The sequence below is a fragment of the Sphingorhabdus sp. Alg231-15 genome (genome assembly GCF_900149705.1).
Classification (GTDB): Bacteria; Pseudomonadota; Alphaproteobacteria; order Sphingomonadales; family Sphingomonadaceae; genus Parasphingorhabdus.
Map to the genome: position 1 here is coordinate 3,482,831 of NZ_LT703001.1, position 22,750 is coordinate 3,505,580.

A 22,750-nucleotide genomic window follows, 5' to 3' on the forward strand; every position below is an offset into this window, starting at 1 on the left:
TCCGTGGCCTATAGCGATACGGATCAAGCTTTGCGAGATGAAGCGATCGCCGCCTATCAGGCGGTCGCGGAAGATGCACTGCAACGTTTGCAGCAGGCACGAGAACGCTTGCCCCTTGATGGCGGTTTGCTGATTTGCGAGGCAGGAGCCTTACAATCTGCCAATGATCCAGCGGCGTTGGAGCAGCTTGTTTCTGTCCTAGACCAAGCACCGGATTGGATCGATGGACATCGCGCTCTGGCGCGGTATCGATTTGAGAATGGTGATCCTGATTATCTCGCGCAACTTGAAAAAGCGTTGAAAGTCCTTCCAAACAAAGGCCCGTTATGGCGCTTGTATATGCAGTTGCTGGCTGACGGTGGATATTCGGAAAAGGCAGCAAAAACCGCACATATGCTCCGCAAGCGAGGGGCTCCGGCGAACGACTTTACTTTGCTTGAAGCCCGTTATGCTGGAATCGCTGGCCTCCATGATCTGGCTGAGGACCTATTCTCCCAGCTACCTGCGGACTGGACCGGAAAGGCCCTGGACGAAGCACGTCATCGCTTGCGCCAGGGCGACGGTGAACGCGCGGAAATGCAATTGGCTGTTATTCGTAACGCACGACCAGATGCGATCGTTGCTTGGGCATTGACCGAGATTTGCTGGCGATTGACCGATGACCCACGTCACGCATGGTTGCTTCCCAAGTCATTGCTACCGGTCCAAATCGACCTGAACCTCGATCGGACCATGCTGGATAGCTTGAGAGAGATATTATATGATTGGCATGGCAACCAATCGCGTCCTCTAGGCCAAAGCGTTCGAGATGGAACCCAAACCCGTGGCAATCTATTCCTGCGCGACAATGCAGAAATAAGGCAGCTGACGGAATATTTTAAGTCTGCCGTTGAAGGCTATCAATCTGAGTGGTCGGAATTGGATCCGGAGCATCCGATTTTGCGGTACCGATATTCTCCCTTGAGCCTAACCGCAGGTTGGTCGGTTCTAATCCGGTCATCCGGCCGTCACGTCAGCCATGTGCACGATGAGGGATTGATAAGTTCGGCTTTTCACATTGCTGCGCCGAAGCCTGATCCTGAGGATCCGCATCAGGGTGATCTCGAACTTGGACGCGCTCCGCAGGATTTGGCTCTGGATCTGAAGCCTGTTGCCCAATTTTCTCCAAAAGGGGGGCAGCTGGTTCTGTTTCCCAGCTTTCTGTACCACGGCACGCGGGCAATTGACGAGGGCCAGCGGTTATCAATCGCTTTTGATGCAGCGGCTATCAAAACATAACCGAACGCTGAAAACAACGACCTGCCTGATTGCCAACATTCTTCAATTTTCATGGGATTCGACCGAAGTGAAAAAAGGGGCGTTCCTGTAAGGACCAGCAGACAGGATCGCCCCTTTTCCAATTCGTGCTAAGCTTACCGCTCATTGTGGGGATGATTAACGCGGCGCTTCGCAAGCTCAGGCAGCTAAAAGTGCCTGAATTGATGTACGGAGCTTACCGTTTCGAATTAACACCTGTGCCGGATTTTAATTTCTGTCGTTAGCAAATGCGTTTTTTTGTCTGAATGCCGGTTAGTCGGTCGATCCTTGGGACTGCTCTAAACAGTCGATAGCTTCTGCGATCTTGATCGCGGGCATTGCGAGTTGCAAGGCATCAAATTCGGCCAATAGCTGCTGTAACAAAGCGATCATCTCGCTCGTCTGTGATTTACTATCGTTCAAGACAATCCCCTGACTTCCTCCGCAACACCTAATATACTATTCTGCGGAAGCATTTTTGAAGTGCCATAAATACATTCAGTCTATGTGCGATTTTATTGCATAACGAGCTCGAGATTAACCTAGACTGTCAGAAACTATTAATTCGTAAAATGATGTTTCTTAATGTTATATCGATGTAAATAATGACTTTTACTTACAGTATTGTTAGCAATAGAACAACCTTATTGATTATCGATTGATCGATATATCGTGGACGACTTTTCGTTGGCGATCATTGGTATTTCGTCGAAAATATTTTTAGTTGTTTGGCTAGTTGCCTATGACGTTATGTGAATCTATGATCACAACGTATTTTTGGGGATACCAGTGGGCCAGTTCGAAATTGAAGCTGCACGCGTTGCAAAACTGACTGCCAAACAGCGGGAGTGTCTGCATCTCGTTGTCCTGAGAAAATCATCCAAAGAAATTGCCCGGATTTTGGACATATCAAAACCCGCCGTTGATCAAAGACTGGATAGTGCCCGCCGGACGCTCGATGTAGCGACGCGAGACGAGGCCGCAATCGTCTATGCCAGGGCTGCCGGGGACTATGATCGGATCATATATGATCCAGCCTATCTTCCATCTGAGCCCGATTTGACGGCAAAAGCGAATCAGGGCGATCAACCACAGTCGTTCATGTTGGAAGAAGCAGCCGTACCATACGACTTCCATTCCACCCATGAATCGGCGCAGTGGATGAGAACCCTGAAGGAGCCGAGTGGCGACTTGGGTACCGTTCAAAGATTGGCCATTATTGTCGGCATGACAATCGGCATATTGGCAATTGTTTTGATCGGCCTTGCCGTTTCTCAGTCTCTTTCAGGCTTGATGGCTGCTTAAGCAGACTCCGAGCCTACCTGAAAATTTAATTTTTAGAATTCGCGTTTCGCGGAAAGGGAGTTTTATGTCTTACGAAATCAAGAAAGCTACAGACCAAATCGGTGAAGATATGCCACATACCGAGTATACTATTGATCAGGCGCTGGTTTCAGTTTCCAATTTGATGTCGACGCTGGTGAATGCACGATTGAACACAGGTGTTCCGGCATCAACCGGTCAGGCGGCTATCCTTCGCCTTGCAAAAGCGCAAATGGCTCTTGTCGACGCCAGCAATGACGTTTTGCGTGTACACGGTGAGCTGAGGAAGATTGGCAAAGAATATGCAATGCCCGATCTTCATGAATGTCCGCCAGCACAGGCTTCTGGAAAAGAAGATACCAAACTGTCGATTGTCGCATAAGTGATCGAATGGTTGACTAAAATGATCCGGCGTGTTCCCAATCAACTATGCGAGTTGCGATCTACCTCTCCCTCTTTTGCGTCTGTGCAATATATGCGCTTCTTCGAGGGGGAGGGCCGGAAAGATGGATTTCCGGAACACTCATCGCAATGGTTGTTCTTGACCCATTTGTGCACACGTTCACGCCTGCTGAATATGCAACAATGGATCCAGGTCATTTCATTATCGACTTCTTCGCTTGGACGGTGTTTCTCGCGATTTCCCTGCGTGCAAGAAGGTTCTGGCCACTATGCGTAGTCTCGCTACAAACAATAGCGTTGGTAGGCCATTTGGCGAAGCTGATGGACGTGTCGATACACCCGCTGGCCTATATGATCATGCAAGTCGCTTCTTCCTATCCATTGCTCGTAACCCTAGCGATCGGGACTTATTTTCATCAGCAGAGGTTGAAAGTCAACGGGACCGATCCGTCCTGGCGCAACTAATCGCGTCGGTGGCTCCGCGACAGGCCGTCACATTGGCAAATGCCTTGTTGGATGAATTTGGTTCGATTGGGCGAATAATGTCTGAGTCCGAAGAGGCGCTACGCCGCATTCTAGGCGCGCAAGAAGCGGTGATTAACTTGCTTGTAGCAACGGAAAAATTGTTCATGGCGCAATTGCAAAATGAACTGCCCAAGAAACTTGTATCGGCAACGGACGAAAAGCTAATCAGATATTTGCAAGGCAGCATGGGATCGCTGGCTACCGAGACGATGCGTGTATTGTTTCTGGATAATGCCAATCGGCTGTTGAACGATCAGGAGTTTGGAAATGGATCGCCGCGCAGAATTATTGTGCAACCGCGATGTATACTGAAGCGCGCTCTGGAGCTGAACAGCAGTGCAATCATATTGGTCCATAACCATCCGGGGGGTGATATGCAGCCAAGCCAATCAGACGTGAAATTCACGATGCTCATAAAAAACCTGTGCCGTGAACTGGAAATTAGATTGCATGATCATATCATTATCGCCGGTAATAACTGGTCAAGTTTTCGAAAATTGAGACTGTTATGACAGATCAAGACTTGAATAGTCATGTGCGGCGAGCGCAGCGCTTCTTGGCGATGCAGCGAAAGCGGACTCTGTTCTTTGCCAATGATGGGATATTTGGAAATCCGGCCTGGGAGCTGTTGCTTGAAATTTACATCGCGACAGAAACGCAAGACTGCATCTCAAAACCTGATCTTTTTGGTGCTATATCGACTACACCTACAATAGCATCTCGCTGGATAGGCGTGTTTATCGATCATGGTTATGTGACGCGCTGTGAGGAACATGGTGACGACAGGATTTGTATGACGCAAGAGGCACGTGCTGACTGTATCGCCTATCTGGATGCTGTCACCGATTTATAGTCCACAATGTATGGATTGCTGGGATCCAATCTTTCGATGCGTGAGTTACCGAGAAAGCCGGAATAGAAATTTTGAGGACCGCGGCTTAAGATTCCCTTATTGCTGCCGTTACTGTCTCTGAACCCATAGGTGTCAGAGAGGTGCAGTACGATCGCAATATGCCAGTCTGAAATTTCCTTTCTCAAAATCAGGCAAGGTTCATGGCTTGTGGCGATATTAGTCGCCATCAGCTTTGCACCGGCCAAGGCCGAAGCTCGCAAACATCCCGGTGGAAAGCCCTCCGCAACGGCATATGCACGTGCCAAGATCTACAATCGGATCGAAATTGGCTCAGCGCAAGGTGCAAGGGGTCGCAATCAGGCTGAGCAGCAACTTCCCGACATTAGTGTTGATGAGTGTCATTCTGAAGCAAAGAAACTGATCGAACACTGCACCCTGATAATTTTGGAAATGCACTGACGGTGGACAATGTCCTGTTACCCCTTAGTCAGATATGAGGGGCCAATTACGGAGATATAGAACTTACGAGTGGTCGTTATCTTTGTTCTCGTTCTGCTCGGTGAGTTTGAGAGCATTTATGGCTTCTTCCACCTTTATCGCAGCTACCGAATGACCACTATTATCCAACAGGTCCAGAATGGTCTCGAGCTTTTCCAAAAGACTAGGCATGTCGATTTCACTGTTGTTCATTTTTATCGACAGACCCTCTCATGACCAAATTTAATCGGTTTTGATATCGTTCCTACTTTGCAATCCGGGCCACTGACCTGGTTCGCTCGATTTCGAACGTCGCATGGCATAGTTCCAACTAGTTGCATTTTCAACAAAAATTACTGATCGATGACAGAAATTGACAAATTATTACTCGTTGTCCCAATTTGATCCATTTGCCTTTTTAATCGATTCATTAAACCCTGATCCGGGCGGCGCATATTTTCTGCCGAATTTGTGGAAACTGGTTTGCCTCACTTAATGTTTTGTTCCTTCGCCGTTAACCAAAAGATGAAAGGCAGGAACATGACTGATTTTGACTATGACTTCGTAATAATCGGAGGTGGCCCTGCTGGACGCAGAGCGGCTATTCAAGCATCAAAGCTCGGTAAGTCAGTTGCGATTATCGATGATCAAAAGAAAATTGGGGGTGTATCGGTTCACACCGGAACTTTGCCTTCAAAAACGATCCGCGAGTCTGTGTTGTCCGTAACCGGATGGCGTGATCAGTACTTTAAATCAGGGCGCAAGCGCGATGGTGCGGATGCAACTCAACGATCAATCACTTCTCGACTGTCCAGAACTCTGGGCGACGAGGTTGAAGTGATTGATAACCAGCTATGCCGTAACAATATCGCTACATTGAAAGGCCGGGCTCGGTTTGCGGGTCCTCATAAGCTGGCTGTTTCGCAGTCGGTTCAGGGCAAAAAAACCAGCTATACTGTTACCGCAGAAAAGTTCCTGATTGCCGTTGGTACGACGCCCTATCGACCCAAGCACATACCATTTAATGGAACCACTGTCGTCGACAGCGATTGTGTTGCTGCGAATATGCCGATGCCAAAATCAATTGTTGTCGTTGGAGGAGGGGTGATTGGCCTCGAATATGCGACGATATTTTCGACACTTGAGATACCAGTGACTGTGGTTGAAGCGCGCGAAAATATTCTCGAGTTTATTGACCGCGATATTATTTCGAATTTCATGCATCAATTGTCCGAGCGCGGTATCAGTTTGCGCCTTGGCCGAGCGATCAAAAACATCACACTTGATGAAAATGAAAACCCGCATGTCGAACTGGACGATGGTCGGCAATTGCGAAGCGAAATGCTGTTATTTACGGCTGGTCGTGTCGGCGCTGTCGACAAGCTCGGCCTCGACAAGATCGGTGTTGAGCCTGATAATAGGGGACGTTTGACGGTTGATCCAAAGACGCTGCAAACAGCACAGCCGCATATTTATGCTGCAGGTGACATTATTGGTTTTCCAGCGCTTGCTTCGACTTCCATGGAACAGGGGCGGTTGGCTGCCTGCCATGCATTTGATCATCCCATTCAAAGTTCAGAGCATAGTTTTCCGCTTGGCATCTATTCGATCCCGGAAATTGCCAGCATAGGGCTTACGGAAGAAGAAGCGCGGGCCAAGGGCCTGCAGGTAGAAATTGGCGTTGCCCGTTTCCAAGAAACATCACGCGGCCATATTTTAGGCAGTTGCAAGGGCATGCTGAAATGCATTTTTGATCTCAATAATAGAAAATTATTGGGCGTACATATCGTCGGCGAAGGTGCGACCGAGCTGATCCATATCGGACAGGCCGTTCTAAATCTCGATGGCGGCATCGACTATTTATCCGACACAGTATTTAATTTTCCCACATTGGCAGAAGCGTACAAGGTTGCCGCATTGGATGCGTACAACCGGATGCCAAGGCCTAGATTGAGAGCGTAAAGTGAAACTAGACATTAAGAACATATTAGAGAGCTACTTCAAAGACAATGAAGGCGACGACGCTTGCCCGGTTTGCATAGAAGATGATGGAGCGCGGTCACCGCTATTTGCGATTGCAAGCTTTATTCGCCAGCATAATCTAAACCTGTCATCGACCAATTTGGAACTGGCATGGGAGTATATCTGCGGTGGCAAAGTCGGTCTCAAAAACGAGATTGTTGGGCTGTCTTCAGCGGGCCGGCTTGACAACGGTGCGGCGGTTGAATTGCATGAAAAATATTTGCGTTCCGATATTGGTGTTCAGATCGATAAGATCCTCATGGAGGCGATTGCGCATATTCGTGAGACCTCAGAGCTTATCGATGATGGAAACAAAAACACCATAGAATGTGAAACCAATCTGATCGCTCAAGCCGATAATATCCGTTCAAGATCTGGTGACATCGATATTGCTATCAAGAAGCTTCTCGATCTTTCGCAGTTGATGGTTGAATCGACCCGCGAAAATCGAGAGCAAATTCATGATACGAACAAGAAGCTGGCGCGATTGCAGAATGACCTGGAACAAGCGAGAAATGAAGCTGATTATGATCAACTGACCAAGCTTGCGAACAGGCGGAAATTTGAAAGAACGCTTGATGAGGTTCTGGAAAAACTTCTTGCAAAAGGCCAATCATTGGTTCTGGCTTTCATCGATATTGATCATTTTAAGAAGATCAATGACACATTTGGCCATGAGTGCGGCGACCGCGTTTTGCGCCTGGTTGCAGATGAGCTTTCGTCACTTGCCAACAGCAAATGCCATACGTCTCGCTACGGTGGCGAAGAATTCGCAGTCATATTTGAGGCAGCCAGTATCAAGGAAGTCTGGAAGAAAGTCGATAACTGCCGCGAAGCTCTTGCCAGTCGCGAACTTGTTGATCTGGAATCGGGTCAGGCAATCGGTAAGGTTTCCTTTTCCGCCGGAGTAGCCGAGTGTCTTAAATCGGACAATAAACGCTCCATCCTTCGAAAAGCCGATTTGGCACTTTATGAAGCGAAATCGCAGGGTCGTAACAATGTGCTGACCTATTCGAACGACCTGTAGTTGTTCGGGTGGATGCCGTCAGGATGATGGGTCGCTGATCCAAACTATTCAGGGTGTATTGAAACGTCAGTATCTTGCGCCCGGAATGTGGTGTGGATGGTTAAAAATCATCTTCCGTGGTCCGACAAGCCATAGGATCCATGAAAGATCACCATCGCGGACAGGACAGAGTAGCGCACGAACAAAACTGCCAGCAACACATCTGTTCTCGCCAAAAGTTCATGCCTTGGTTTTGTATCAAGTTCATATTCGATATCATTGCCAATCGGGTCATCCATCACTGGTCAAAACCCGATTGCAAAGCCAACGCGGCCGCCAATTGTGTCTTTGACTGAAGACCCAGAAATGGCTTCTGAGAAATAGATTTCAGTTGTCAACCGTCCTACGATTGCTGTCGAGAATCCGCGTTCTCCATCATAGGTAAACAGGCTGAACTATAAGCACATGATGCTAACCGGCACGATCATTATGCCCGGCATCGTCAATGCTGCAACGATCCCACCATTGACTTGGCGGTCGACCAGCGAGACTTGCTCTTTGGTTGCCGTGGTGCGGCTTTAGTCATTTCGCGAATTTATATAGGCAAGAATCTGGTAAAAAGCCGAGTGACGCGTTTAAAGCGGCGAAAACCACTTCTTAGACTATACTTGGAGCGATATGACACCGGAGCAATTGGAAACTCACAGCAAAAATCAGCTAATTTAACCGGCCTCAATTACAATTGGGTAGAGTGACAAGTCACTCTACCCAATCAGTAATAACGCAGACCAGGTGCGCTACGTTCATCAAGATCAAGCCTGCGGGGGCTAGAACGATCCTGATAGAAAGTTTTACACTTTCAAGTTTGTCTATCCAAACAAGGGCGGATGAGATCAATGCGTTTTCAATCCAATATGATAGTAGTTCGTAGTTTTACTACCAAATTGGGTTTAAAGCGCCGCGAGTATTTCGAAAAGGAGCAGTCTAGGACTTTTTCAGCGTAATCGATATGCGCCTGTTCTTATCATCCATTGGTTCAGCCGGATTATAGGGCTCGGTATCTGCGACACCCTCTATTCGCGCCATGCGATCGATGGAAACACCTCTGCTGACCAGTTCTTGTCTTGTTGCTTCCGCTCGAGCAGAAGAGAGCAGCCAGTTGTTCATGTTTTGCCCGCTAGCATAGGGCAGGCTGTCTGTATGGCCTCTGATGATAAGTTCATTGTCCACGGTATCGATTATCTTGGCAACTTGGCCGATTAATTCCGCGGCACGTGATTTCAAATCATCAGTCGCGAGCGCAAACATGCTGAAATCTGCTTCATCGACAATGTCGATCCTCAGGCCCTCAGCGGTATCCGTAAACCGAACATTAGATAGTAATTTCGCTGTTTCGGGGTTCTTCTTGAGCTGGTCACGGACCCGCTTTTCAAATTCCTTGGCGGTCATGGATTTGGGAACTGTCTTTTTTTTCCGTTCCTGTTTTTTTTGATCTGACGGGTCGGTAGGGGCTTCACGCGGTATCGACATCGCGGTGTTGCCGAGATTTTTGGCTTTGTGAGGATATTTGTCGGGATCGGTGACAGAGGAGCCTCCGAACATGCCTTTGCCGCCAGCGCTATCGCGCTTCATTTGGGTCAGGGTAGGCGCAAAATAATCTGCAATACCTTTGCGCTTTTTCTCGTCTGTTGCACCAAGCAGCCACATGAGCAGGAAAAATGCCATCATCGCTGTGACAAAGTCGGCATAAGCAACTTTCCACGCGCCGCCATGATGCCCCTCATGGCCTTCAACAATGACCTTTTTGACGATTATCGGCTGAACTGGTTCAGGAGCTGCTTTTTTTGCCATCGCTTATTTCGCCCTTACAGCATCAAACACATCAGCAAAGCTTGGCTGGTTTGCATGCTGCAGGCTGGTCCGCGCCGCTTCAATGACGAGCGGCTGTGGATGGCCGTGGAGGCTGGCGATGATCATCTGTTTGGCGACGTGGTAAATACTGGCATCGCTATCGATAACCGCGCGTGCCCGACCGGCCATTGGTCCGACCAGACCATAGGCCAGCAAGACACCCAGAAAGGTTCCAACAAGCGCCGAGCCAATCATGCCGCCCAATACTGTCGGCGGTTGATCGATTGATCCCATCACTTTGATGATGCCCAGAACAGCAGCAACAATGCCCAATGCGGGCAGCGCATCAGCCAGCCCCTGAAGATTATCGGCGGGTGCTACGGCTTCATGATGATGTGTCTTGATCGATTGGTCCATGACATCTTCAACCGCATGCGGGTCAAGCGTTCCGGAAGAAACAACGACAAGTCTGAGGCTGTCGGCAATGAGATGGACGAGCGTATCATCTTTCAAAAGCTTGGGATATTCGCTGAATATTGGCGACGCCTTTGGATCTTCAATATGCGGCTCCAGGGCAACTGGACCGTCGCTTTTGAGGATCTTTGTCAACTTCGAAACCAGTAATATACAGTCCATGAAGTCCTGTTTGGCGTAGTTTGGACCTTTAAACACTTTCCCAACGCCGCCCATCAGCGCTTTAAGCTGAGCACCGTTATTCCCGATGATCAGTGATCCAACCGCAGCTCCTCCGATAATGCCCATTTCAACCGGCAGCGCAGCGACTACAACGCCAAGATCTCCGCCGGAAATCATGAAGACGCCGAACACCATGATCAGCAATACAACAATACCAATTCCAGCGAACATAAGTTTGGTTCCAATCCACAGGTCCGTTTAATTTTCGTTCATTCGCCGATGGGGCGCGCAAACAATCTCATATTGATGAACGGATAAAAAACATCATGGTTAAGGGGCTGATAAAGGTGATTTTCGGACGCCTAGCCGATGAGCTGAATAAGTGAAGTGTTGGCGGTCTGCGCGTAAAGCCGTTGCGCGGCCTCCAAATTGACCAACAGCGACTGAAACTGGGATATAGCTTCACCGATATCGGTATTTTCCAAGGCTGAACGGCGCTCCGTTGTGTTGAGTTTTGATTCCTGCAGTCTCAGCTCCTGCTCATCAAGACGATTGACGAGCACGCCCTGGACTCCGAGCAGTGAAGAAAAATGGTCAGTCAGCGACTTCGCTCGATCCAGCTGTTCCGCACGTTCGGCTTGTGTTCCGGTGCGTACGGCTGCGATCATATCGGTAAGTATCTGGTCCAGATCCTCAGTAGCCCCACCGCCAATATCGATGTCTTGGGCAACAGCCTGCACCGTAGGTGTCGGTGTAACCAGAACGTTGGTATCAATGCGCATCTGTATCGGATCGCCAGAATGGAATAGCTGACCACCATAATTGTCTTTAACCTGGGTCAGCTGGTTGAATTGCTCCTGAAAGCTTGCCAATTCCAGAGCAATGACTTCACGGTCTTGCGGCGCGAGTGTTTCGTTGTTGGCGAGCACCATCAATTCCCTGATGCGGGTGGAACCGTTTGACATGGTATCGATCGTTGATTCCGCCTGTTGCGCCAGAATCCGGGCGCGGCCGATATTGTTCGACCAGCTGTCTTCAATTGTCGATTGCCGGCTTATGCTTGATATTTCCAACCAGCTGGACGGCGCTTCGGACGGCCGGTTGAAGCTGATACCGGTTGCAATGGACTCCTGTTTTCGGGCGATGAGCTCCGACAGCTGGTTTTGTCTCTGAATGGCATCTGCAGGCCTGGTACGATTGATTGATTCCATCATATGTTCCTTCAGGGGCGCCGATCAGAAGATAGCCAGAACGGACTGGATGGTTTCGCGCGCGACCTGGATGATCCGCGCTGATGCTTCATATGATTGTTGCAGCCGAATGAGGTCAGCGGCTTCCCGATCCAGATCAACAACCGAAACCCGGTCCCGCGCTTCCCGTGTTGCAATGTCAAATGCCGCCGCAGCATCGCTTTCGCTGCGCGCAGACAAAAGGTTTTGGGCCTGTCCAAGGACAAGGCCTTCATATTGCTGCTCGGTTCCGCCGGGTGTTCGCAGATCTACAAAAGCCAGAATATTGCCATTGGCAACGCCAACTGGCGACGCCAGCGCCAGATCATCGGTAGTGAGCCCCGTGGTCGACAGGCTGGCGGCCGTTCCAGCATGGGATACCACTGCGGCTCCAGGGATTCCGGCATCGGTTCTGCCATTGGCCTGCCATCCGTTGAGTTCGGTAGCAAACTGGACCGCCAAGCCATCGAGATTGGTTGAGACCGCAGAAATGTCGGATTGAGCGCGTTGGAGGCCGCCCAGCGTTCCGTTGGTCGGCGGCGGCTGAATTGCGCCGCCAACTTCAATATCAAATGCGCCGCCCGCATTTTCAACGAATGTAACCGGACTGACATTGTCAAAATCGACCAGGCTTGTCGCGCCTCGCGTGATGTCAACCAACCCATTATCACCGAAACTGATCTCGACATCGAGTTTTTCGGTGATGACAGTCAGTGCAGCATCGCGCTGATCCAAAAGGGCGACTTGCTGGGACGTACCAGGCTGTGTGGGGCGCAATTTCTCGTTGACCTCGGCAAGTTCGGCCAATGCTGAGTTTAGTTCAGATACTTCTTGTGACGCAGCACCATTCATCAAGGTCGTGGTGGCGGAAAGGTTCGATGCAGTCTGATTGAACCGGGCAACCGTATCTTCGATGTCACCGAGAAACTGACCGCGCAAGGCGGGTTCGAACGGAACAGCAGAGAGCTCTTCAGCGCTGCCAAAAAGTTGCGTGAGTTGGCTGCCTATATCCGATTGATTATTGGCGAGCGCAATTTCGCCCTGATCGAGCCATTGCACCGTGATTTCGGTCCGGACCCGGTCGGCACCGGTTTGCCGGGTAGCGGATTCCATAAATTGATCGCTGGCGCGAACGAGGCCGTTTATGGCGACGCCGCCGACACCGGTATAATTTCCATAGATTGGGTTGGTGCTGCCATAGATGGTGGTGTCACCGACATTTAACGACCGGCGCACATAGTCCGGGTTTTCCGCATTGGCGATGTTGGAGCCGACAACTTCCAGTGCACGGGAATTTACCTGCAAGGCGGAACGGCCAATTGACAACAGATCAGACATTATTCTTCTCCGTTTCATTGTTGTTCACATGACGGGTTAGCAACTCGGCAACGCCGAAAACGCCTTTGTCGGCCATGCTCTTGGCCAGCATGGAATCCTGCATGTCGCGGAATTGCTCCGTGCCTTGACCATCAAACAAACCGTCGCCCAAAGAGGCGGTGCGCATGGTCGAAAGCATTTGCCGCACAAAGATGGCTTCGAAGTCAGCTGCCATAGCTTCTGCTTCAGTTTTCGCCGCATTCGCCACGGGTTTCGGCGCATTTGCAGCTGAGGCGGCCAGAAGATTCCCTGTAGGATTAATGGTGCTCATATAATGATCAACTCCGCTTTCAGGGCTCCCGCCTGCTTCAATCCTTCGAGGATCGCTGTTAGATCAGACGGTGAAACGCCGATGGAATTAATAGTTTCGACAATTTCAGATAAGGAAGCACGGCGACCAATTTCAAAGGCCGGGGCGCCATCATCTTCAAGAGCGATGTCACTATTTGGCTCAGTTGTGGTCCGTCCGCGGCTAAACGGAGCAGGTTGGACAACCGTCGGATTCTCCTCGACACGAACCGTAAGTTTTCCGTGTGTAACGGCTGCTGGACCAAGGCGGACCGCTCCGTTGATCACGACGGTCCCGGTTCTTGCATTCACAATGATACGCGCACGGGCTTCCGCTGGTTTTACCATCAAATTCTCGATCTTGCCCATCAGCATAACGCGTTCCTGCGCGCCAATAGGGGCAGTGATGCGCACGGTGACCGCGTCTGCCGCAATCGCCTTGTCTGTTCCAATCGCTGCGTTAATCGCGTCCGCCACACGCAGAGACGTCGTAAGATCGGCGTCTGACAGGTTGAAGCTCAGAAATGGCTCGCTTTCGAAACCCGTTGCGACGGTTCTTTCGATTGTTGCGCCGCCCGAGATGCGCCCCACCGAGGGGATGTTGACGGTGAGCCTAGATCCATCGGTTGCGGATATACCCAAGCCGCCGACGGCCAGATTGCCCTGCGCCATCGCGTAGATCTGTTGATCGGCACCATAAAGTGGCATCAGGATCAATGTACCGCCGCGCAGCGATTTGGCTTTACCAAGGGCAGAAACGGTGACGTCCATCCGCTGACCGGGTTTTGCAAAGGCGGGCATCTCGGCAGTGACCATGACCGCCGCCGCATTTTTGGTGGCGGGATTGACGCCTGGGGGCAGGGCGAGACCAAAACGACTGGTCATGCCTTTCACACCCAATGTGGCATATTCCAGACTGTCATCGCCAGTACCGGCAAGTCCAACGACCACCCCATAGCCAACCAGCTGGTTGGTCCGCAGGCCAGCAAAGTGGCCGAGGTCTTTTATCCGCTCGGCCTGCGCTGGTTGCATTGCGATCAGCAATGTGATCACCACTGCGGCAAACGCATGAATGAAGCGGGTTATTTTAGGAGATAGGGTCATATTGTCTTGCCTGATCGGGGACTAAAAGGGGGAAACGAAAGAGAAGAATTTTTGCAGCCAGCCTTGCTTGCTTGCGGATGCAATTTCTCCGGTGCCACCATAGATGATGCGGGCGTTGGCAACCTTGGTAGAAGGGATCGTATTGTCGGAGGAAATATCGATCGCGCGAACAAGCCCGCTGAACTGCGTATGTTCGTCGCCGCGATTGAGCGATGTCAATTTTTGACCACGGACCAGCATGGTTCCGTTGGCGTAGCTTTCAACGACTGTCACGCTTACCTGTCCTTGCAGAGAATTGGACTGGGCGGCATTGCCGCTGCCGTTGAAATTTTGTGATCCACTGGACGCGACATCGCTGGGGGAGAATAACGAAAATAGACCTGTGGTTGGCGGTGTCAGCGAAATCCCACCATTGCGGTCTTTGGATGCACTGTTCGCTTTGGTTGCCCTGGTATCTTCGACGAGCAATATCGTAATGATATCACCCTTTCTGCTGGCACGCATGCCGCTGGTCAAAGCGGCATAGCCAGAAGCTTGCTGGAAAATTGCGCCATTGGCAGCAGCGGGGGCAGGGGCTGCTATGGGCTGCGCAACGGTCGCTGCAAAGCCTTGCTGAGCGTGGGTTCCGCCAGAACCGAGGCAGCCAATCAGCAAAAAAGGAGCCACCATGACTGGAAGAGTTGTCTTTGAAAAATGGGATATGCGCATGATGCTGGTGCCTCTCGCTTTAATGTGGATTAGATTTGCTGGTTGACGAATTGCAGCATTTCGTCAGTTGCCGAGATCATTTTGGAATTGACCTCATAGGCGCGCTGCGTCTCGATCATGTTGACCAGCTCTTCGACAATATTGACGTTGGACTGTTCCAGTGCCCCTTGGCGGATACTGCCAATCCCTTCTGTGCCTGCTTCACCAACCTGAGGCGGCCCACTGGCCGGTGTCTCGGAGAGTATATTGTTGCCAGCGGACAGCAGTCCGGCTGGATTGGTGAAATTGGCCAATTCGATCTGGCCAAGCTCACTTACGTCGGCTTGACCGGCGAGGTTTGCGGTAACCGTACCATTATTGCCAATGGTCAGGGAGGTGGCACCTTGCGGCACCTGGATCGCGGGTATCAGGGGCAGGCCATCGCTTGTGACCAGATTGCCTTCGGCGGTCAGATTGAAGTTGCCGGCACGCGTATAACCGGTCGTGCCATCAGGCATCTCGACCTGGAAAAATCCAGAGCCTTCAATCGCCATATCAAGAGCATTTTCGCTATTTTGCAATGTGCCCTGGGTACTGATTTTACCAATACCGGAGAGCTTGACGCCGGTTCCCAATTGCAGACCACTGGCAAAGCGGTTCTGGGCGTCAGACGGTGCGCCCGGTGTGACGACATTCTGGTAAGCAAGCGTCTCAAAATCGGCGCGGTCGCGCTTAAATCCGGTGGTGTTCACGTTGGCCAGATTGTTCGCAATTACCCGCATCTTGGTATTTTGCGCATCCAGACCGGTGCGCGCGACTTGTAGGGCTGCATTGCTCATTTCAAAATCTCCTTTGTGCAACTATTGCACTGGTTATCCTTGCGGCATGTTCATGACGCTGGCGCTGCTTTCATCCAGATCATCGGCGGTGCGCAGCAATTTGGCCTGGGTTTCCCAGGCGCGGCTGGTTTCGATCATATCGACCAAGGCCGCAGTCATGTTGACATTGGATTCCTCAAGCGCACCAGAAATAACCCGGGCATTGTCATCAACCGGTAAGATGCCGTCATTGGCAGCACGAAACAGTGCGTCCGGGCCCTTCGAGATCGCGCTGCCGGTCATGCTGACTAGCTTGATCCGGTCGAGCTCCTGCGGCTGAGTTGGATCACCACCCTGCGGAACAAAGAACACCGTGCCATCGGCACCAATGTCTACGCGCTCCGCTGGCGGCATTGTGATCGGACCGCCTTCACCCATCACCGGAAAGCCATCACCAGTGACCATGGCGCCGGACGCGGCGATCCGAAAATCGCCGCGCCTGGAATAGGCTTCTTTGCCATCAGCAGCTTGCACTGCGATCATCGCGTCACCTTCCAGGGCAATGTCCAATGAACGGCCGGTTTGTGTTACCGATCCGGCGTTCATATCGGCCTGCATATCCCGTTCAACCGCCATTGCACGGCTGTCATGACCGGGACCGTTCAAATATTGAGCCTTGGCTGAAACCATGTCGGCTTTGAAACCGATAGTATTGGAATTCGCCATGTTATTGGCGATTGCCGTCTGTCGGTTCATCAACGATTTCATTGCGTTGATGCTGGTATATGCAAGCTTATCCATAGACTATTCCTGGAATGAAATGACCGTCAGATCCTAGACCTGAAGGTTGATCACGGTCTGGCTAAGGGTATTGGCGGTCTCGATTGCCTGGGCATTGGCCTGGAAGTTACGCTGAGCAGCGATAAGCGACACCAGCTCTTCGGTAATGTCGACATTGGCTAGCTCGAGAGAACCAGAGCGAACCTGTCCAAGCGGACCATTGGCGGCCTGATTAACTTGCGCGGGACCGGAATCACCAGTGGCTTGCCAGTGGGCATCGCCAACCGGACGCAACCCTTCAATCGCAGTGAAACTGGCCATTGCCATCGCACCGATATTGATCTGGTTGCCGTTGGAAAATGTCGCGCTGACCACGCCTTCGCCATTAATCGCAATGTTGGTCAGCAAGGCAGCTGGATCGCCGGGATCGACATCGGGCAATATGAAGTCAAACATATCAGCGACGTTGGTCGAGGTTGCCACGCCATTGGCATCAACTGGTAATAGCTGTGCTTTCGCGCCAGTGGTGTCGACGACTTCACGATCCACATTGACCGAGAAAGATCCGTTCCGGGTAAATGTCAGATCCTGTCGCGGGGGCTGGCCGCGTACGGAGAAAAAGCCGTCACCCGCGATTGCCAGATCCAGCGTTTTGTCGGTCGCCTGCAATGTGCCTTGGGTGAATTGCTGGGTGATGCCGCTCAACCGAACGCCCTGGCCAGCCACAGTTTTGGTGGTCTGGGTAGGCGCGGCGGCAAACAGATCGCCAAACTGTGCCCGACTTTTCTTGAAGCCGGTCGAGTTGGTGTTGGCGACATTGTTTGAAATCACGTTCAAGTCAGTCTGCGCGGCTTTCAAACCGCTGAGGGATGTAAAGAAAGACATTACTTCTTCTCCTGTTGTAAATTAGGGGGCACCTATCCGATGCGCATCGCTTCTGATGGCAGGACGTTACCGATAGGTGTTACAAGTATGGGTGAGCTGTTGGCGCCGGACGCCTTGACTGAAGCCACGGGAACCCAGGTTGCCAGGTCAGAAACGGAACCGCCGTTCACGCGAACCCGCAATCGTCCATGGTCCTGCGCTTCGCCAGCTGCATTTTTGCTGTCGAAGTTGAATTGTATCGGACCTGCTTCCTGAGCACCAAGTTCGGCAAACATCACAATTTCACCAGCGTCATTGAGCAAGTCGATGGAGAGATTCTCGGTCGGCTGATTGAGTGTGAACTCACCCGTATATTCGCCGTCCTTGCTTGCGACGGCAAAGTTGCCAGGAACCAAAATCGAGTGACCGATCCATTCCTTTGCATCGGATAGACGATTATCGCCCAGCATCGCGGCAATGTCGGTAAGGGACTGGTTCATCTCGGAAATACCGGCCACACTCGAAAACTGTGCAAGCTGTGCAACCATTGCCTGATTGTCGAGAGGATCAAACGGATCCTGAAATTTCAACTGGGTCGTCATCAATCGCAGGAATGAATCCTGATCCAGAGTGTCATCACCCTTTGCATTGGCCGGTTGCGCGGCGGCAAGGCCGGCAATGTTCGGTGTTGAATTTTCAAAAACTTGTGGTGCAATTTCCATTATTGGTTCCTTACCGTTTCTAGAATGAGTGATTTTGCGGTCTGTAAAACTTGTACGTTATTCTTGTAGTTTCGCGCGGTCTCGAGCATGTCGATCATCTCCGCCGTCTCATCGACAGCGGCCTCCCAGACATAGCCTTCCTTGTCCGCGATGGGATTGGACGGGTCGTAGCGCTTTTGTGGTTCCGCATCGGTTTGAACCACGCGTTCGACATCGATGGTCGCCATATTTTCTTCCATGACGGAGCGGAAAACCGGCCGCATGGCACGATAAGCTTCGTCCTTGCTGGCATAGTCTGTGCGCGCATTGGCAAGATTGGATGCGGTTGTATTGAGACGCACCATCTGTGCGGACATGGCCCGGCTGGCGACGTCAAAGACGTTCATGGAACCGCTCATCTCTATTCTCCTTTTAATGCGCGTTTCATCGACGCCACTTGTCCGTTCAGAAAGGACAGGGTGGTGCGATATTGAATGGCGTTTTCGGCAAACAGCGTTTGCTCGACCGACAGTTCGACTGTGTTGCCATCAAGCGAGGGTTGCAGAGGCACACGAAAACCCGTGTGATCGTTCATCGCCGTGTCAATGGAGCTGCCATTTTGCGCTTGCTGCATCGCGCGATCGAAATCGAGATCCTTAGCCTTGTAACCAGGCGTGGATGCATTCGCGATATTGGATGCAAGCATATTCAGACGCTGTGAACGCAACTGTAGCGCTCCACCGTTTAATGCAAATATCTGATCCAAACTGGGCATCGAATTTACGTCCTGTCTTAATTGTCCGGTTTGATAACCGTAACTTTGGCATGAGAAATACCGGGCTTGGTAATCTCGAACAGTACTTCGCAAAGGGCGTGCCAGTTTTTGCATCCTCAGGAAGAAGTTACGGTTTTTGGGGGATTTGTGTCATTAACAGCAGCCATATTTTCGACGGACACACCGGACCGGCAAGATTTTGCCGGTTGCCGGAAAATTTTTGCCGCTTTTGATCAAAGTACGATCTGATGGACATTTTGCTTTCCAATATGGGCCGGTTCTTTGACCCATTATTATTCGCTCTGGTACTAGGCGGCGTGCTGCTGATGGCCTGGGTTCAAAATGGCCGGGCCTCTTTTGGACTGGCTTTTACAGCGCTACTCAATTGCAGTCGGGATCCGCTTGCCGAGAGCGGTGAAAACGCAACATTCACGTGTCGCCGGATCGATTTTGTGATGAGAGAGCAGGGGTTTAATGGACTGGAGCGCGTGCGCAGTCAGGACCCATTTGTGACTCAATTGCTGGCCGAACTGGTCAATTCCAAGGATGCGAAAAGCTTTGAGGAATGGGCTCGTTTATCCGAAAATGTTGCGCGAAAAGAACAGGATATGAGGGCGACCTATTGGTCTTCTGCTTCAGAGATTGCGCCGGCCATTGGCTTGATCGGCACCATAATCGGCCTGATCCAGCTTTTTGCGACCGGCATCGATCCCCTGAAAATGGGCCCTGCCATGAGTTTTACCTTGCTGACCAGTCTCTATGGGCTTTTCGTTTCACACATCATCGCTTTTCCGATCTCGGCGCGGCTACACGCCCGGGCTGCGATACTGAATGCCTATCGTGAAGAGGTGGTGCAGCATGCGATTGCAATTGCAAAGCGCGAATTGCTGGTGCTCGGTCCGGTGCATTTTTCTCCCGCCAAACCGCTGCGGGCTGCGGGCTAAATCATGCATGCCAGCCGGACCACCTTATCGTTTCTCGACTTGGCGCTGATGCTCTTGAGTGCATTTGCTTATGCCCATTTTGTCAACCTTGCCGATCCGGAAACAAGACAGAAGCTGGCGGAGAAATCCTTACATGTGCCTGAGATATTGGGTAACTATGACTATGATACTAATGCGTTTTTCAGCGATAGCAGTGCCGTGCTGACGAACTTTGCACGGCAGGAAATCGCAGAGATAATGCTAGTGCAAGAGAGCCAGTTGCTTACCATATCTGTTCCTGTAGCGAACGAGAGCCGCGATGATCTGCGACTGAGGCAATGGGAAAAAGTTGCTGCCCGGTCTGCTGCGATTGCGGATGCCTTTGAAAAGGCCGGTCAGGATGGTGAAATGATCATATTGAAAATGCCGGATAAGTTGATCTCCCAGGCAGACAGGAAGAAGCATATCTCGCTCACCTTTCTGCCATCAGAAAAAGATCAGGTAGATAAAAGATAGCGCCTCCGGAAAATTGGCATGAAACCTGCTTTGGTTCTTGTAGTCTAAATGCACTTAGGAACCGAACATGCTTCACTATCGCGCTGCCCTTCCGCTGATCTCTCTCTTGATAATGGGTGCCACTTCTCCTTTTGAGAATACGGTACGCCTCGACAGCCAGGTTGCCATGCATCTTAATGCAAGGATTGGTGACGCCGGTGGAGCGCGTGCACCTATTGATAAAAAACTGCGATTGAAGCGCTGTCCGAGCCCGGTGCAATTTTCCGACACCAATAACAATGCGGTTCTGGTCAGTTGTCCTGAACTGGGTTGGCGTATTTTTGTTCCGGTACGGCGTGGGCAGGCCCAAATATCCGATCAAAAGGCCAGCTCGCAGGAATATATCGTTTTCCGGAACCAACCTCTGACGCTTGTCGTACGGCGTCCAAGCTTCAGCATTAGCTATGGCGTGGTTGCGCAAAAAAATGGAAAGGTTGGAGATTTCATTCCCGTGCGATCCAGCCGTAAATCAAAGTTGCTAATGGCGCGCGTATCAGAGACTGGCGAAGTTGAGCTGGTGCAATAAAATTTTTCGAAGAAGATATTAATTTTTTCACAACATACCGTAAATTGTTTTGAAAGATGTCGTAAGCGTTTCAGAGATATTGAAAATCATCAATGATCTGAATGCATTAAGGATGAAGTAAAATGAAACCCGTAGAAAGCTATTCTGCTATAAATACGCGGCTCGATCGTCCAACAGTGGCGGAGGGTGAACCAAGAAAACTCCAAGGCGGTGTTGATGCCGGAGGTTCGGGAAGCAAGCCGACGATCACAACGACGGCTTCGATCTTGGCAGCACAGCAACCGCCGTTCGATGAGCAAAAAATTGCCGAGATACGGCAAAAAATTGCATCCGGGGTATATAGCGTGGATACTGCCGCGCTGGCGCAGAAGATGCTCGACACAGGCGTCTTTGGTGTAGGATCGGCGGAATGAAACACATAGTTGAATCATTTCGCAGTTCACAAGACATGCTTTACTCCGCATTGGAAGGGCATGACAGCGATGCGATTTTTCGGGCCAGTGAGCAACTAGGGCAAGCCGCCGCGCAACTGGGCGCAATCAATGCCCATGAGCTGGACCCCGGATTGCGGCCGCTCATTTCCGAAGCTGATCAACTGATGCAGGCTTCGATTTACCGGCTTCGGTTCTTGCGCGACCATAGTGCGACCCGTTTGCAGCTCTTGGCTGGTTTTCGCGGCAATCAAGCGGATACTTATTCCGGCGCAGCGCGCAGCTATTGAGGCTTCATAAAACAGCCTAAACCATTTTAGTTTTGACCAATTCGCGGCGCTTCGGCGCTAGCAAAAGCGCGCCCGTAAAAGGCGCGCTTTTATAGTCCAGCCAGCGCCGCAAAATTTCCGCAGAATCCCTTTCTTGGCATGATCATTGCTTCTCTCCTTTGCAGGAGACTTTGATTAAACCATGTCCAATCTTTCGATCACCCCTCAAGCAGCGCGTCATGATCTGACCGGCGTTATTGCGCAAAGCGCGCAGCGGACTGGTGTCGATTTCCAGTATCTCGTCGCTCAGGCTCAGCTTGAAAGTGGAATGCGTGCAGATGCCAAGGCGCAAACCTCCTCCGCAACTGGGCTTTACCAGTTTATCGATCAGACCTGGCTGGGTCTGGTAAAGGAGAAGGGCGATCAATATGGCCTTGGTTGGGCCCAAAGCGCTATATCGAGAAATAGCAACGGTCACTTGTCTGTCGGCGATCAAGCCCAGAAAACAAGGATACTTTCGCTTAGAACCAATCCCGGGTTGTCGGCCAATCTTGCGGGTGAATTCGCTCGCGATAACAGTGCATATCTGGAACAACGGATTGGGCGGAAACCGGAATCTGTGGATTTATATTTGGCCCATTTTCTGGGACCTGCGGGTGCCGCAAAATTCCTGACCAGAATGGATCGCAATCCCAGTGGTTCGGCTGCGTCGGCCTTTCCGCACGCGGCCCGCGCCAACCACAATATATTCTTTGACCGTTCGGGCAATGCGCGGAGCTTTGAAGCCATTCGAGACCGCTTTGAGCGCAAACTGTCAGATGCCGTCGATCTGGTCGGTAGCGGCAAAGATTTGCCAGCGAGCGGAAAGAGTTTGCCGGCATCAACAGACGCATCGCGGACCGTGCAGCCGGAGGATTATCTCCGGATCGCTCAAGCGCATGCCGCTGACCAAAATAATTTGAACACACCGAAGCCATTTAGCGAGCCGGCGCGTGCCGCTTATCTGATGCTCGCCACCCTGGGGATGTAAGA

30 protein-coding genes are annotated in these 22,750 nt (G+C 51.1%); 15 read left to right on the forward strand and 15 right to left on the reverse strand.

Annotated features, from left to right (window positions below; translation table 11 throughout):
* The first annotated feature begins 3 nt into the window (after positions 1 to 3).
* Positions 4 to 1,278, forward strand: coding sequence for a putative 2OG-Fe(II) oxygenase (locus DG177_RS16895; RefSeq protein WP_108812555.1), 1,275 nt, complete (start codon positions 4 to 6; stop codon positions 1,276 to 1,278).
* Positions 1,279 to 1,569: 291 nt separating this feature from the next.
* On the opposite strand, the gene DG177_RS17835 is transcribed toward DG177_RS16895, so the two are convergent.
* Positions 1,570 to 1,719 (reverse strand): hypothetical protein, encoded by a 150-nt coding sequence (locus DG177_RS17835; RefSeq protein ID WP_337658986.1) that lies wholly within the window; start codon positions 1,717 to 1,719, stop codon positions 1,570 to 1,572.
* A gap of 366 nt (positions 1,720 to 2,085) precedes the next feature.
* On the opposite strand from DG177_RS17835, the gene DG177_RS16900 reads away from it, so the two are divergent.
* The 6 genes from DG177_RS16900 (at position 2,086) to DG177_RS16920 (ending at position 4,858) form a co-directional block, all read left to right on the forward strand.
* Positions 2,086 to 2,601, forward strand: coding sequence for a sigma factor-like helix-turn-helix DNA-binding protein (locus DG177_RS16900; protein ID WP_337658987.1), 516 nt, complete (start codon positions 2,086 to 2,088; stop codon positions 2,599 to 2,601).
* Between the two features lie 64 nt (positions 2,602 to 2,665).
* Complete coding sequence (locus tag DG177_RS16905; protein WP_108812557.1) at positions 2,666 to 3,001, forward strand: hypothetical protein; 336 nt, start codon at positions 2,666 to 2,668, stop codon at positions 2,999 to 3,001.
* A 149-nt stretch (positions 3,002 to 3,150) separates the two neighbouring features.
* Positions 3,151 to 3,486, forward strand: coding sequence for a hypothetical protein (locus DG177_RS17840; RefSeq protein ID WP_337658988.1), 336 nt, complete (start codon positions 3,151 to 3,153; stop codon positions 3,484 to 3,486).
* A 77-nt stretch (positions 3,487 to 3,563) separates the two neighbouring features.
* Complete coding sequence (locus tag DG177_RS17845; protein ID WP_337658989.1) at positions 3,564 to 4,058, forward strand: JAB domain-containing protein; 495 nt, start codon at positions 3,564 to 3,566, stop codon at positions 4,056 to 4,058.
* A complete protein-coding gene (locus tag DG177_RS16915; protein ID WP_108812559.1) occupies positions 4,055 to 4,399 on the forward strand; it encodes a hypothetical protein in 345 nt (114 codons plus the stop codon). Before DG177_RS17845 ends, DG177_RS16915 begins: the two co-directional genes overlap by 4 nt.
* 207 nt (positions 4,400 to 4,606) lie before the next feature.
* Positions 4,607 to 4,858, forward strand: a complete 252-nt coding sequence (locus tag DG177_RS16920) for a hypothetical protein (protein ID WP_108812560.1) — start codon at positions 4,607 to 4,609, stop codon at positions 4,856 to 4,858.
* A gap of 63 nt (positions 4,859 to 4,921) precedes the next feature.
* On the opposite strand, the gene DG177_RS17850 is transcribed toward DG177_RS16920, so the two are convergent.
* A complete protein-coding gene (locus DG177_RS17850; RefSeq protein WP_337658990.1) occupies positions 4,922 to 5,089 on the reverse strand; it encodes a hypothetical protein in 168 nt (55 codons plus the stop codon).
* Between the two features lie 327 nt (positions 5,090 to 5,416).
* Here DG177_RS17850 and sthA point away from each other — a divergent pair, with 327 nt between their 5' ends.
* Positions 5,417 to 6,838, forward strand: coding sequence for a Si-specific NAD(P)(+) transhydrogenase (gene sthA, locus DG177_RS16925; RefSeq protein ID WP_108812561.1), 1,422 nt, complete (start codon positions 5,417 to 5,419; stop codon positions 6,836 to 6,838).
* A gap of 1 nt (position 6,839) precedes the next feature.
* Complete coding sequence (locus tag DG177_RS16930) at positions 6,840 to 7,925, forward strand: diguanylate cyclase (protein ID WP_108812562.1); 1,086 nt, start codon at positions 6,840 to 6,842, stop codon at positions 7,923 to 7,925.
* A gap of 963 nt (positions 7,926 to 8,888) precedes the next feature.
* Here DG177_RS16930 and DG177_RS16935 read toward each other — a convergent pair.
* From DG177_RS16935 to flgB, 13 genes are all read right to left on the reverse strand, one after another.
* The gene (locus DG177_RS16935) at positions 8,889 to 9,755 is read right to left on the reverse strand and encodes a flagellar motor protein MotB (protein ID WP_108812563.1); all 867 of its coding nucleotides are present in this window, start codon (positions 9,753 to 9,755) and stop codon (positions 8,889 to 8,891) included.
* Positions 9,756 to 9,758: 3 nt separating this feature from the next.
* Complete coding sequence (gene motA, locus DG177_RS16940; protein WP_108812564.1) at positions 9,759 to 10,622, reverse strand: flagellar motor stator protein MotA; 864 nt, start codon at positions 10,620 to 10,622, stop codon at positions 9,759 to 9,761.
* Positions 10,623 to 10,753: 131 nt separating this feature from the next.
* Complete coding sequence (locus DG177_RS16945; protein ID WP_108812565.1) at positions 10,754 to 11,605, reverse strand: flagellin N-terminal helical domain-containing protein; 852 nt, start codon at positions 11,603 to 11,605, stop codon at positions 10,754 to 10,756.
* Between the two features lie 21 nt (positions 11,606 to 11,626).
* Positions 11,627 to 12,958, reverse strand: a complete 1,332-nt coding sequence (flgK, locus tag DG177_RS16950; RefSeq protein WP_337658991.1) for a flagellar hook-associated protein FlgK — start codon at positions 12,956 to 12,958, stop codon at positions 11,627 to 11,629.
* Entirely contained in the window at positions 12,951 to 13,268 is a 318-nt protein-coding gene (locus DG177_RS16955; RefSeq protein ID WP_108812567.1) for a rod-binding protein, read from the reverse strand. Before DG177_RS16955 ends, flgK begins: the two co-directional genes overlap by 8 nt.
* Positions 13,265 to 14,389, reverse strand: coding sequence for a flagellar basal body P-ring protein FlgI (locus tag DG177_RS16960; RefSeq protein WP_108812568.1), 1,125 nt, complete (start codon positions 14,387 to 14,389; stop codon positions 13,265 to 13,267). Before DG177_RS16960 ends, DG177_RS16955 begins: the two co-directional genes overlap by 4 nt.
* Before the next feature lie 21 nt (positions 14,390 to 14,410).
* The gene (locus DG177_RS16965) at positions 14,411 to 15,097 is read right to left on the reverse strand and encodes a flagellar basal body L-ring protein FlgH (protein WP_108812569.1); all 687 of its coding nucleotides are present in this window, start codon (positions 15,095 to 15,097) and stop codon (positions 14,411 to 14,413) included.
* A gap of 29 nt (positions 15,098 to 15,126) precedes the next feature.
* Positions 15,127 to 15,915 carry a flagellar basal-body rod protein FlgG gene (gene flgG, locus DG177_RS16970; protein ID WP_108812570.1) on the reverse strand — a complete coding sequence of 263 codons (789 nt, stop codon included), beginning with the start codon at positions 15,913 to 15,915 and terminating at the stop codon, positions 15,127 to 15,129.
* A 33-nt stretch (positions 15,916 to 15,948) separates the two neighbouring features.
* On the reverse strand, positions 15,949 to 16,695 hold the full coding sequence (gene flgF / locus DG177_RS16975; protein ID WP_108812571.1) for a flagellar basal-body rod protein FlgF: 747 nt from the start codon (positions 16,693 to 16,695) through the stop codon (positions 15,949 to 15,951).
* A gap of 33 nt (positions 16,696 to 16,728) precedes the next feature.
* Positions 16,729 to 17,559 (reverse strand): flagellar hook-basal body complex protein, encoded by an 831-nt coding sequence (locus tag DG177_RS16980; protein WP_108812572.1) that lies wholly within the window; start codon positions 17,557 to 17,559, stop codon positions 16,729 to 16,731.
* 32 nt (positions 17,560 to 17,591) lie between these two features.
* Positions 17,592 to 18,260: a flagellar hook capping FlgD N-terminal domain-containing protein gene (locus DG177_RS16985; RefSeq protein WP_108812573.1), complete on the reverse strand. Its 669-nt coding sequence runs from the start codon at positions 18,258 to 18,260 to the stop codon at positions 17,592 to 17,594.
* Positions 18,260 to 18,646, reverse strand: a complete 387-nt coding sequence (gene flgC / locus DG177_RS16990; protein ID WP_108813046.1) for a flagellar basal body rod protein FlgC — start codon at positions 18,644 to 18,646, stop codon at positions 18,260 to 18,262. Before flgC ends, DG177_RS16985 begins: the two co-directional genes overlap by 1 nt.
* A 14-nt stretch (positions 18,647 to 18,660) precedes the next feature.
* Positions 18,661 to 19,014: a flagellar basal body rod protein FlgB gene (gene flgB, locus DG177_RS16995; RefSeq protein WP_108812574.1), complete on the reverse strand. Its 354-nt coding sequence runs from the start codon at positions 19,012 to 19,014 to the stop codon at positions 18,661 to 18,663.
* 248 nt (positions 19,015 to 19,262) lie between these two features.
* Here flgB and DG177_RS17000 point away from each other — a divergent pair, with 248 nt between their 5' ends.
* From DG177_RS17000 to DG177_RS17025, 6 genes are all read left to right on the forward strand, one after another.
* Positions 19,263 to 19,958 (forward strand): MotA/TolQ/ExbB proton channel family protein, encoded by a 696-nt coding sequence (locus DG177_RS17000; RefSeq protein WP_108812575.1) that lies wholly within the window; start codon positions 19,263 to 19,265, stop codon positions 19,956 to 19,958.
* Positions 19,959 to 19,961: 3 nt separating this feature from the next.
* Positions 19,962 to 20,453: a hypothetical protein gene (locus DG177_RS17005; RefSeq protein ID WP_108812576.1), complete on the forward strand. Its 492-nt coding sequence runs from the start codon at positions 19,962 to 19,964 to the stop codon at positions 20,451 to 20,453.
* Between the two features lie 67 nt (positions 20,454 to 20,520).
* Positions 20,521 to 21,018, forward strand: a complete 498-nt coding sequence (locus DG177_RS17010) for a flagella basal body P-ring formation protein FlgA (protein ID WP_108812577.1) — start codon at positions 20,521 to 20,523, stop codon at positions 21,016 to 21,018.
* 122 nt (positions 21,019 to 21,140) lie between these two features.
* On the forward strand, positions 21,141 to 21,431 hold the full coding sequence (flgM, locus tag DG177_RS17015; protein ID WP_108812578.1) for a flagellar biosynthesis anti-sigma factor FlgM: 291 nt from the start codon (positions 21,141 to 21,143) through the stop codon (positions 21,429 to 21,431).
* Complete coding sequence (locus DG177_RS17020; protein WP_108812579.1) at positions 21,428 to 21,739, forward strand: hypothetical protein; 312 nt, start codon at positions 21,428 to 21,430, stop codon at positions 21,737 to 21,739. The genes flgM and DG177_RS17020 overlap by 4 nt, the downstream gene beginning before the upstream one ends.
* A gap of 181 nt (positions 21,740 to 21,920) precedes the next feature.
* Positions 21,921 to 22,748: a flagellar biosynthesis protein FlgJ gene (locus DG177_RS17025; RefSeq protein WP_108812580.1), complete on the forward strand. Its 828-nt coding sequence runs from the start codon at positions 21,921 to 21,923 to the stop codon at positions 22,746 to 22,748.
* The last annotated feature ends 2 nt before the right edge of the window (positions 22,749 to 22,750 follow it).

Coding starts and splice junctions, on each gene's coding strand:
- DG177_RS16905 (WP_108812557.1), top strand. CDS start 2,666: ATGTCTTACGAAATCAAGAAAGCTACAGACCAAATCGGTGAAGATATG.
- DG177_RS17840 (WP_337658988.1), top strand. CDS start 3,151: ATGGTTGTTCTTGACCCATTTGTGCACACGTTCACGCCTGCTGAATAT.
- DG177_RS17845 (WP_337658989.1), top strand. CDS start 3,564: ATGTCTGAGTCCGAAGAGGCGCTACGCCGCATTCTAGGCGCGCAAGAA.
- DG177_RS16915 (WP_108812559.1), top strand. CDS start 4,055: ATGACAGATCAAGACTTGAATAGTCATGTGCGGCGAGCGCAGCGCTTC.
- DG177_RS17850 (WP_337658990.1), bottom strand. CDS start 5,089: ATGAACAACAGTGAAATCGACATGCCTAGTCTTTTGGAAAAGCTCGAG.
- sthA (WP_108812561.1), top strand. CDS start 5,417: ATGACTGATTTTGACTATGACTTCGTAATAATCGGAGGTGGCCCTGCT.
- DG177_RS16935 (WP_108812563.1), bottom strand. CDS start 9,755: ATGGCAAAAAAAGCAGCTCCTGAACCAGTTCAGCCGATAATCGTCAAA.
- motA (WP_108812564.1), bottom strand. CDS start 10,622: ATGTTCGCTGGAATTGGTATTGTTGTATTGCTGATCATGGTGTTCGGC.
- DG177_RS16945 (WP_108812565.1), bottom strand. CDS start 11,605: ATGATGGAATCAATCAATCGTACCAGGCCTGCAGATGCCATTCAGAGA.
- flgK (WP_337658991.1), bottom strand. CDS start 12,958: ATGTCTGATCTGTTGTCAATTGGCCGTTCCGCCTTGCAGGTAAATTCC.
- DG177_RS16955 (WP_108812567.1), bottom strand. CDS start 13,268: ATGAGCACCATTAATCCTACAGGGAATCTTCTGGCCGCCTCAGCTGCA.
- DG177_RS16960 (WP_108812568.1), bottom strand. CDS start 14,389: ATGACCCTATCTCCTAAAATAACCCGCTTCATTCATGCGTTTGCCGCA.
- DG177_RS16965 (WP_108812569.1), bottom strand. CDS start 15,097: ATGCGCATATCCCATTTTTCAAAGACAACTCTTCCAGTCATGGTGGCT.
- flgG (WP_108812570.1), bottom strand. CDS start 15,915: ATGAGCAATGCAGCCCTACAAGTCGCGCGCACCGGTCTGGATGCGCAA.
- flgF (WP_108812571.1), bottom strand. CDS start 16,695: ATGGATAAGCTTGCATATACCAGCATCAACGCAATGAAATCGTTGATG.
- DG177_RS16980 (WP_108812572.1), bottom strand. CDS start 17,559: ATGTCTTTCTTTACATCCCTCAGCGGTTTGAAAGCCGCGCAGACTGAC.
- DG177_RS16985 (WP_108812573.1), bottom strand. CDS start 18,260: ATGGAAATTGCACCACAAGTTTTTGAAAATTCAACACCGAACATTGCC.
- flgC (WP_108813046.1), bottom strand. CDS start 18,646: ATGAACGTCTTTGACGTCGCCAGCCGGGCCATGTCCGCACAGATGGTG.
- flgB (WP_108812574.1), bottom strand. CDS start 19,014: ATGCCCAGTTTGGATCAGATATTTGCATTAAACGGTGGAGCGCTACAG.
- DG177_RS17000 (WP_108812575.1), top strand. CDS start 19,263: ATGGACATTTTGCTTTCCAATATGGGCCGGTTCTTTGACCCATTATTA.
- DG177_RS17005 (WP_108812576.1), top strand. CDS start 19,962: ATGCATGCCAGCCGGACCACCTTATCGTTTCTCGACTTGGCGCTGATG.
- DG177_RS17010 (WP_108812577.1), top strand. CDS start 20,521: ATGCTTCACTATCGCGCTGCCCTTCCGCTGATCTCTCTCTTGATAATG.
- flgM (WP_108812578.1), top strand. CDS start 21,141: ATGAAACCCGTAGAAAGCTATTCTGCTATAAATACGCGGCTCGATCGT.
- DG177_RS17020 (WP_108812579.1), top strand. CDS start 21,428: ATGAAACACATAGTTGAATCATTTCGCAGTTCACAAGACATGCTTTAC.
- DG177_RS17025 (WP_108812580.1), top strand. CDS start 21,921: ATGTCCAATCTTTCGATCACCCCTCAAGCAGCGCGTCATGATCTGACC.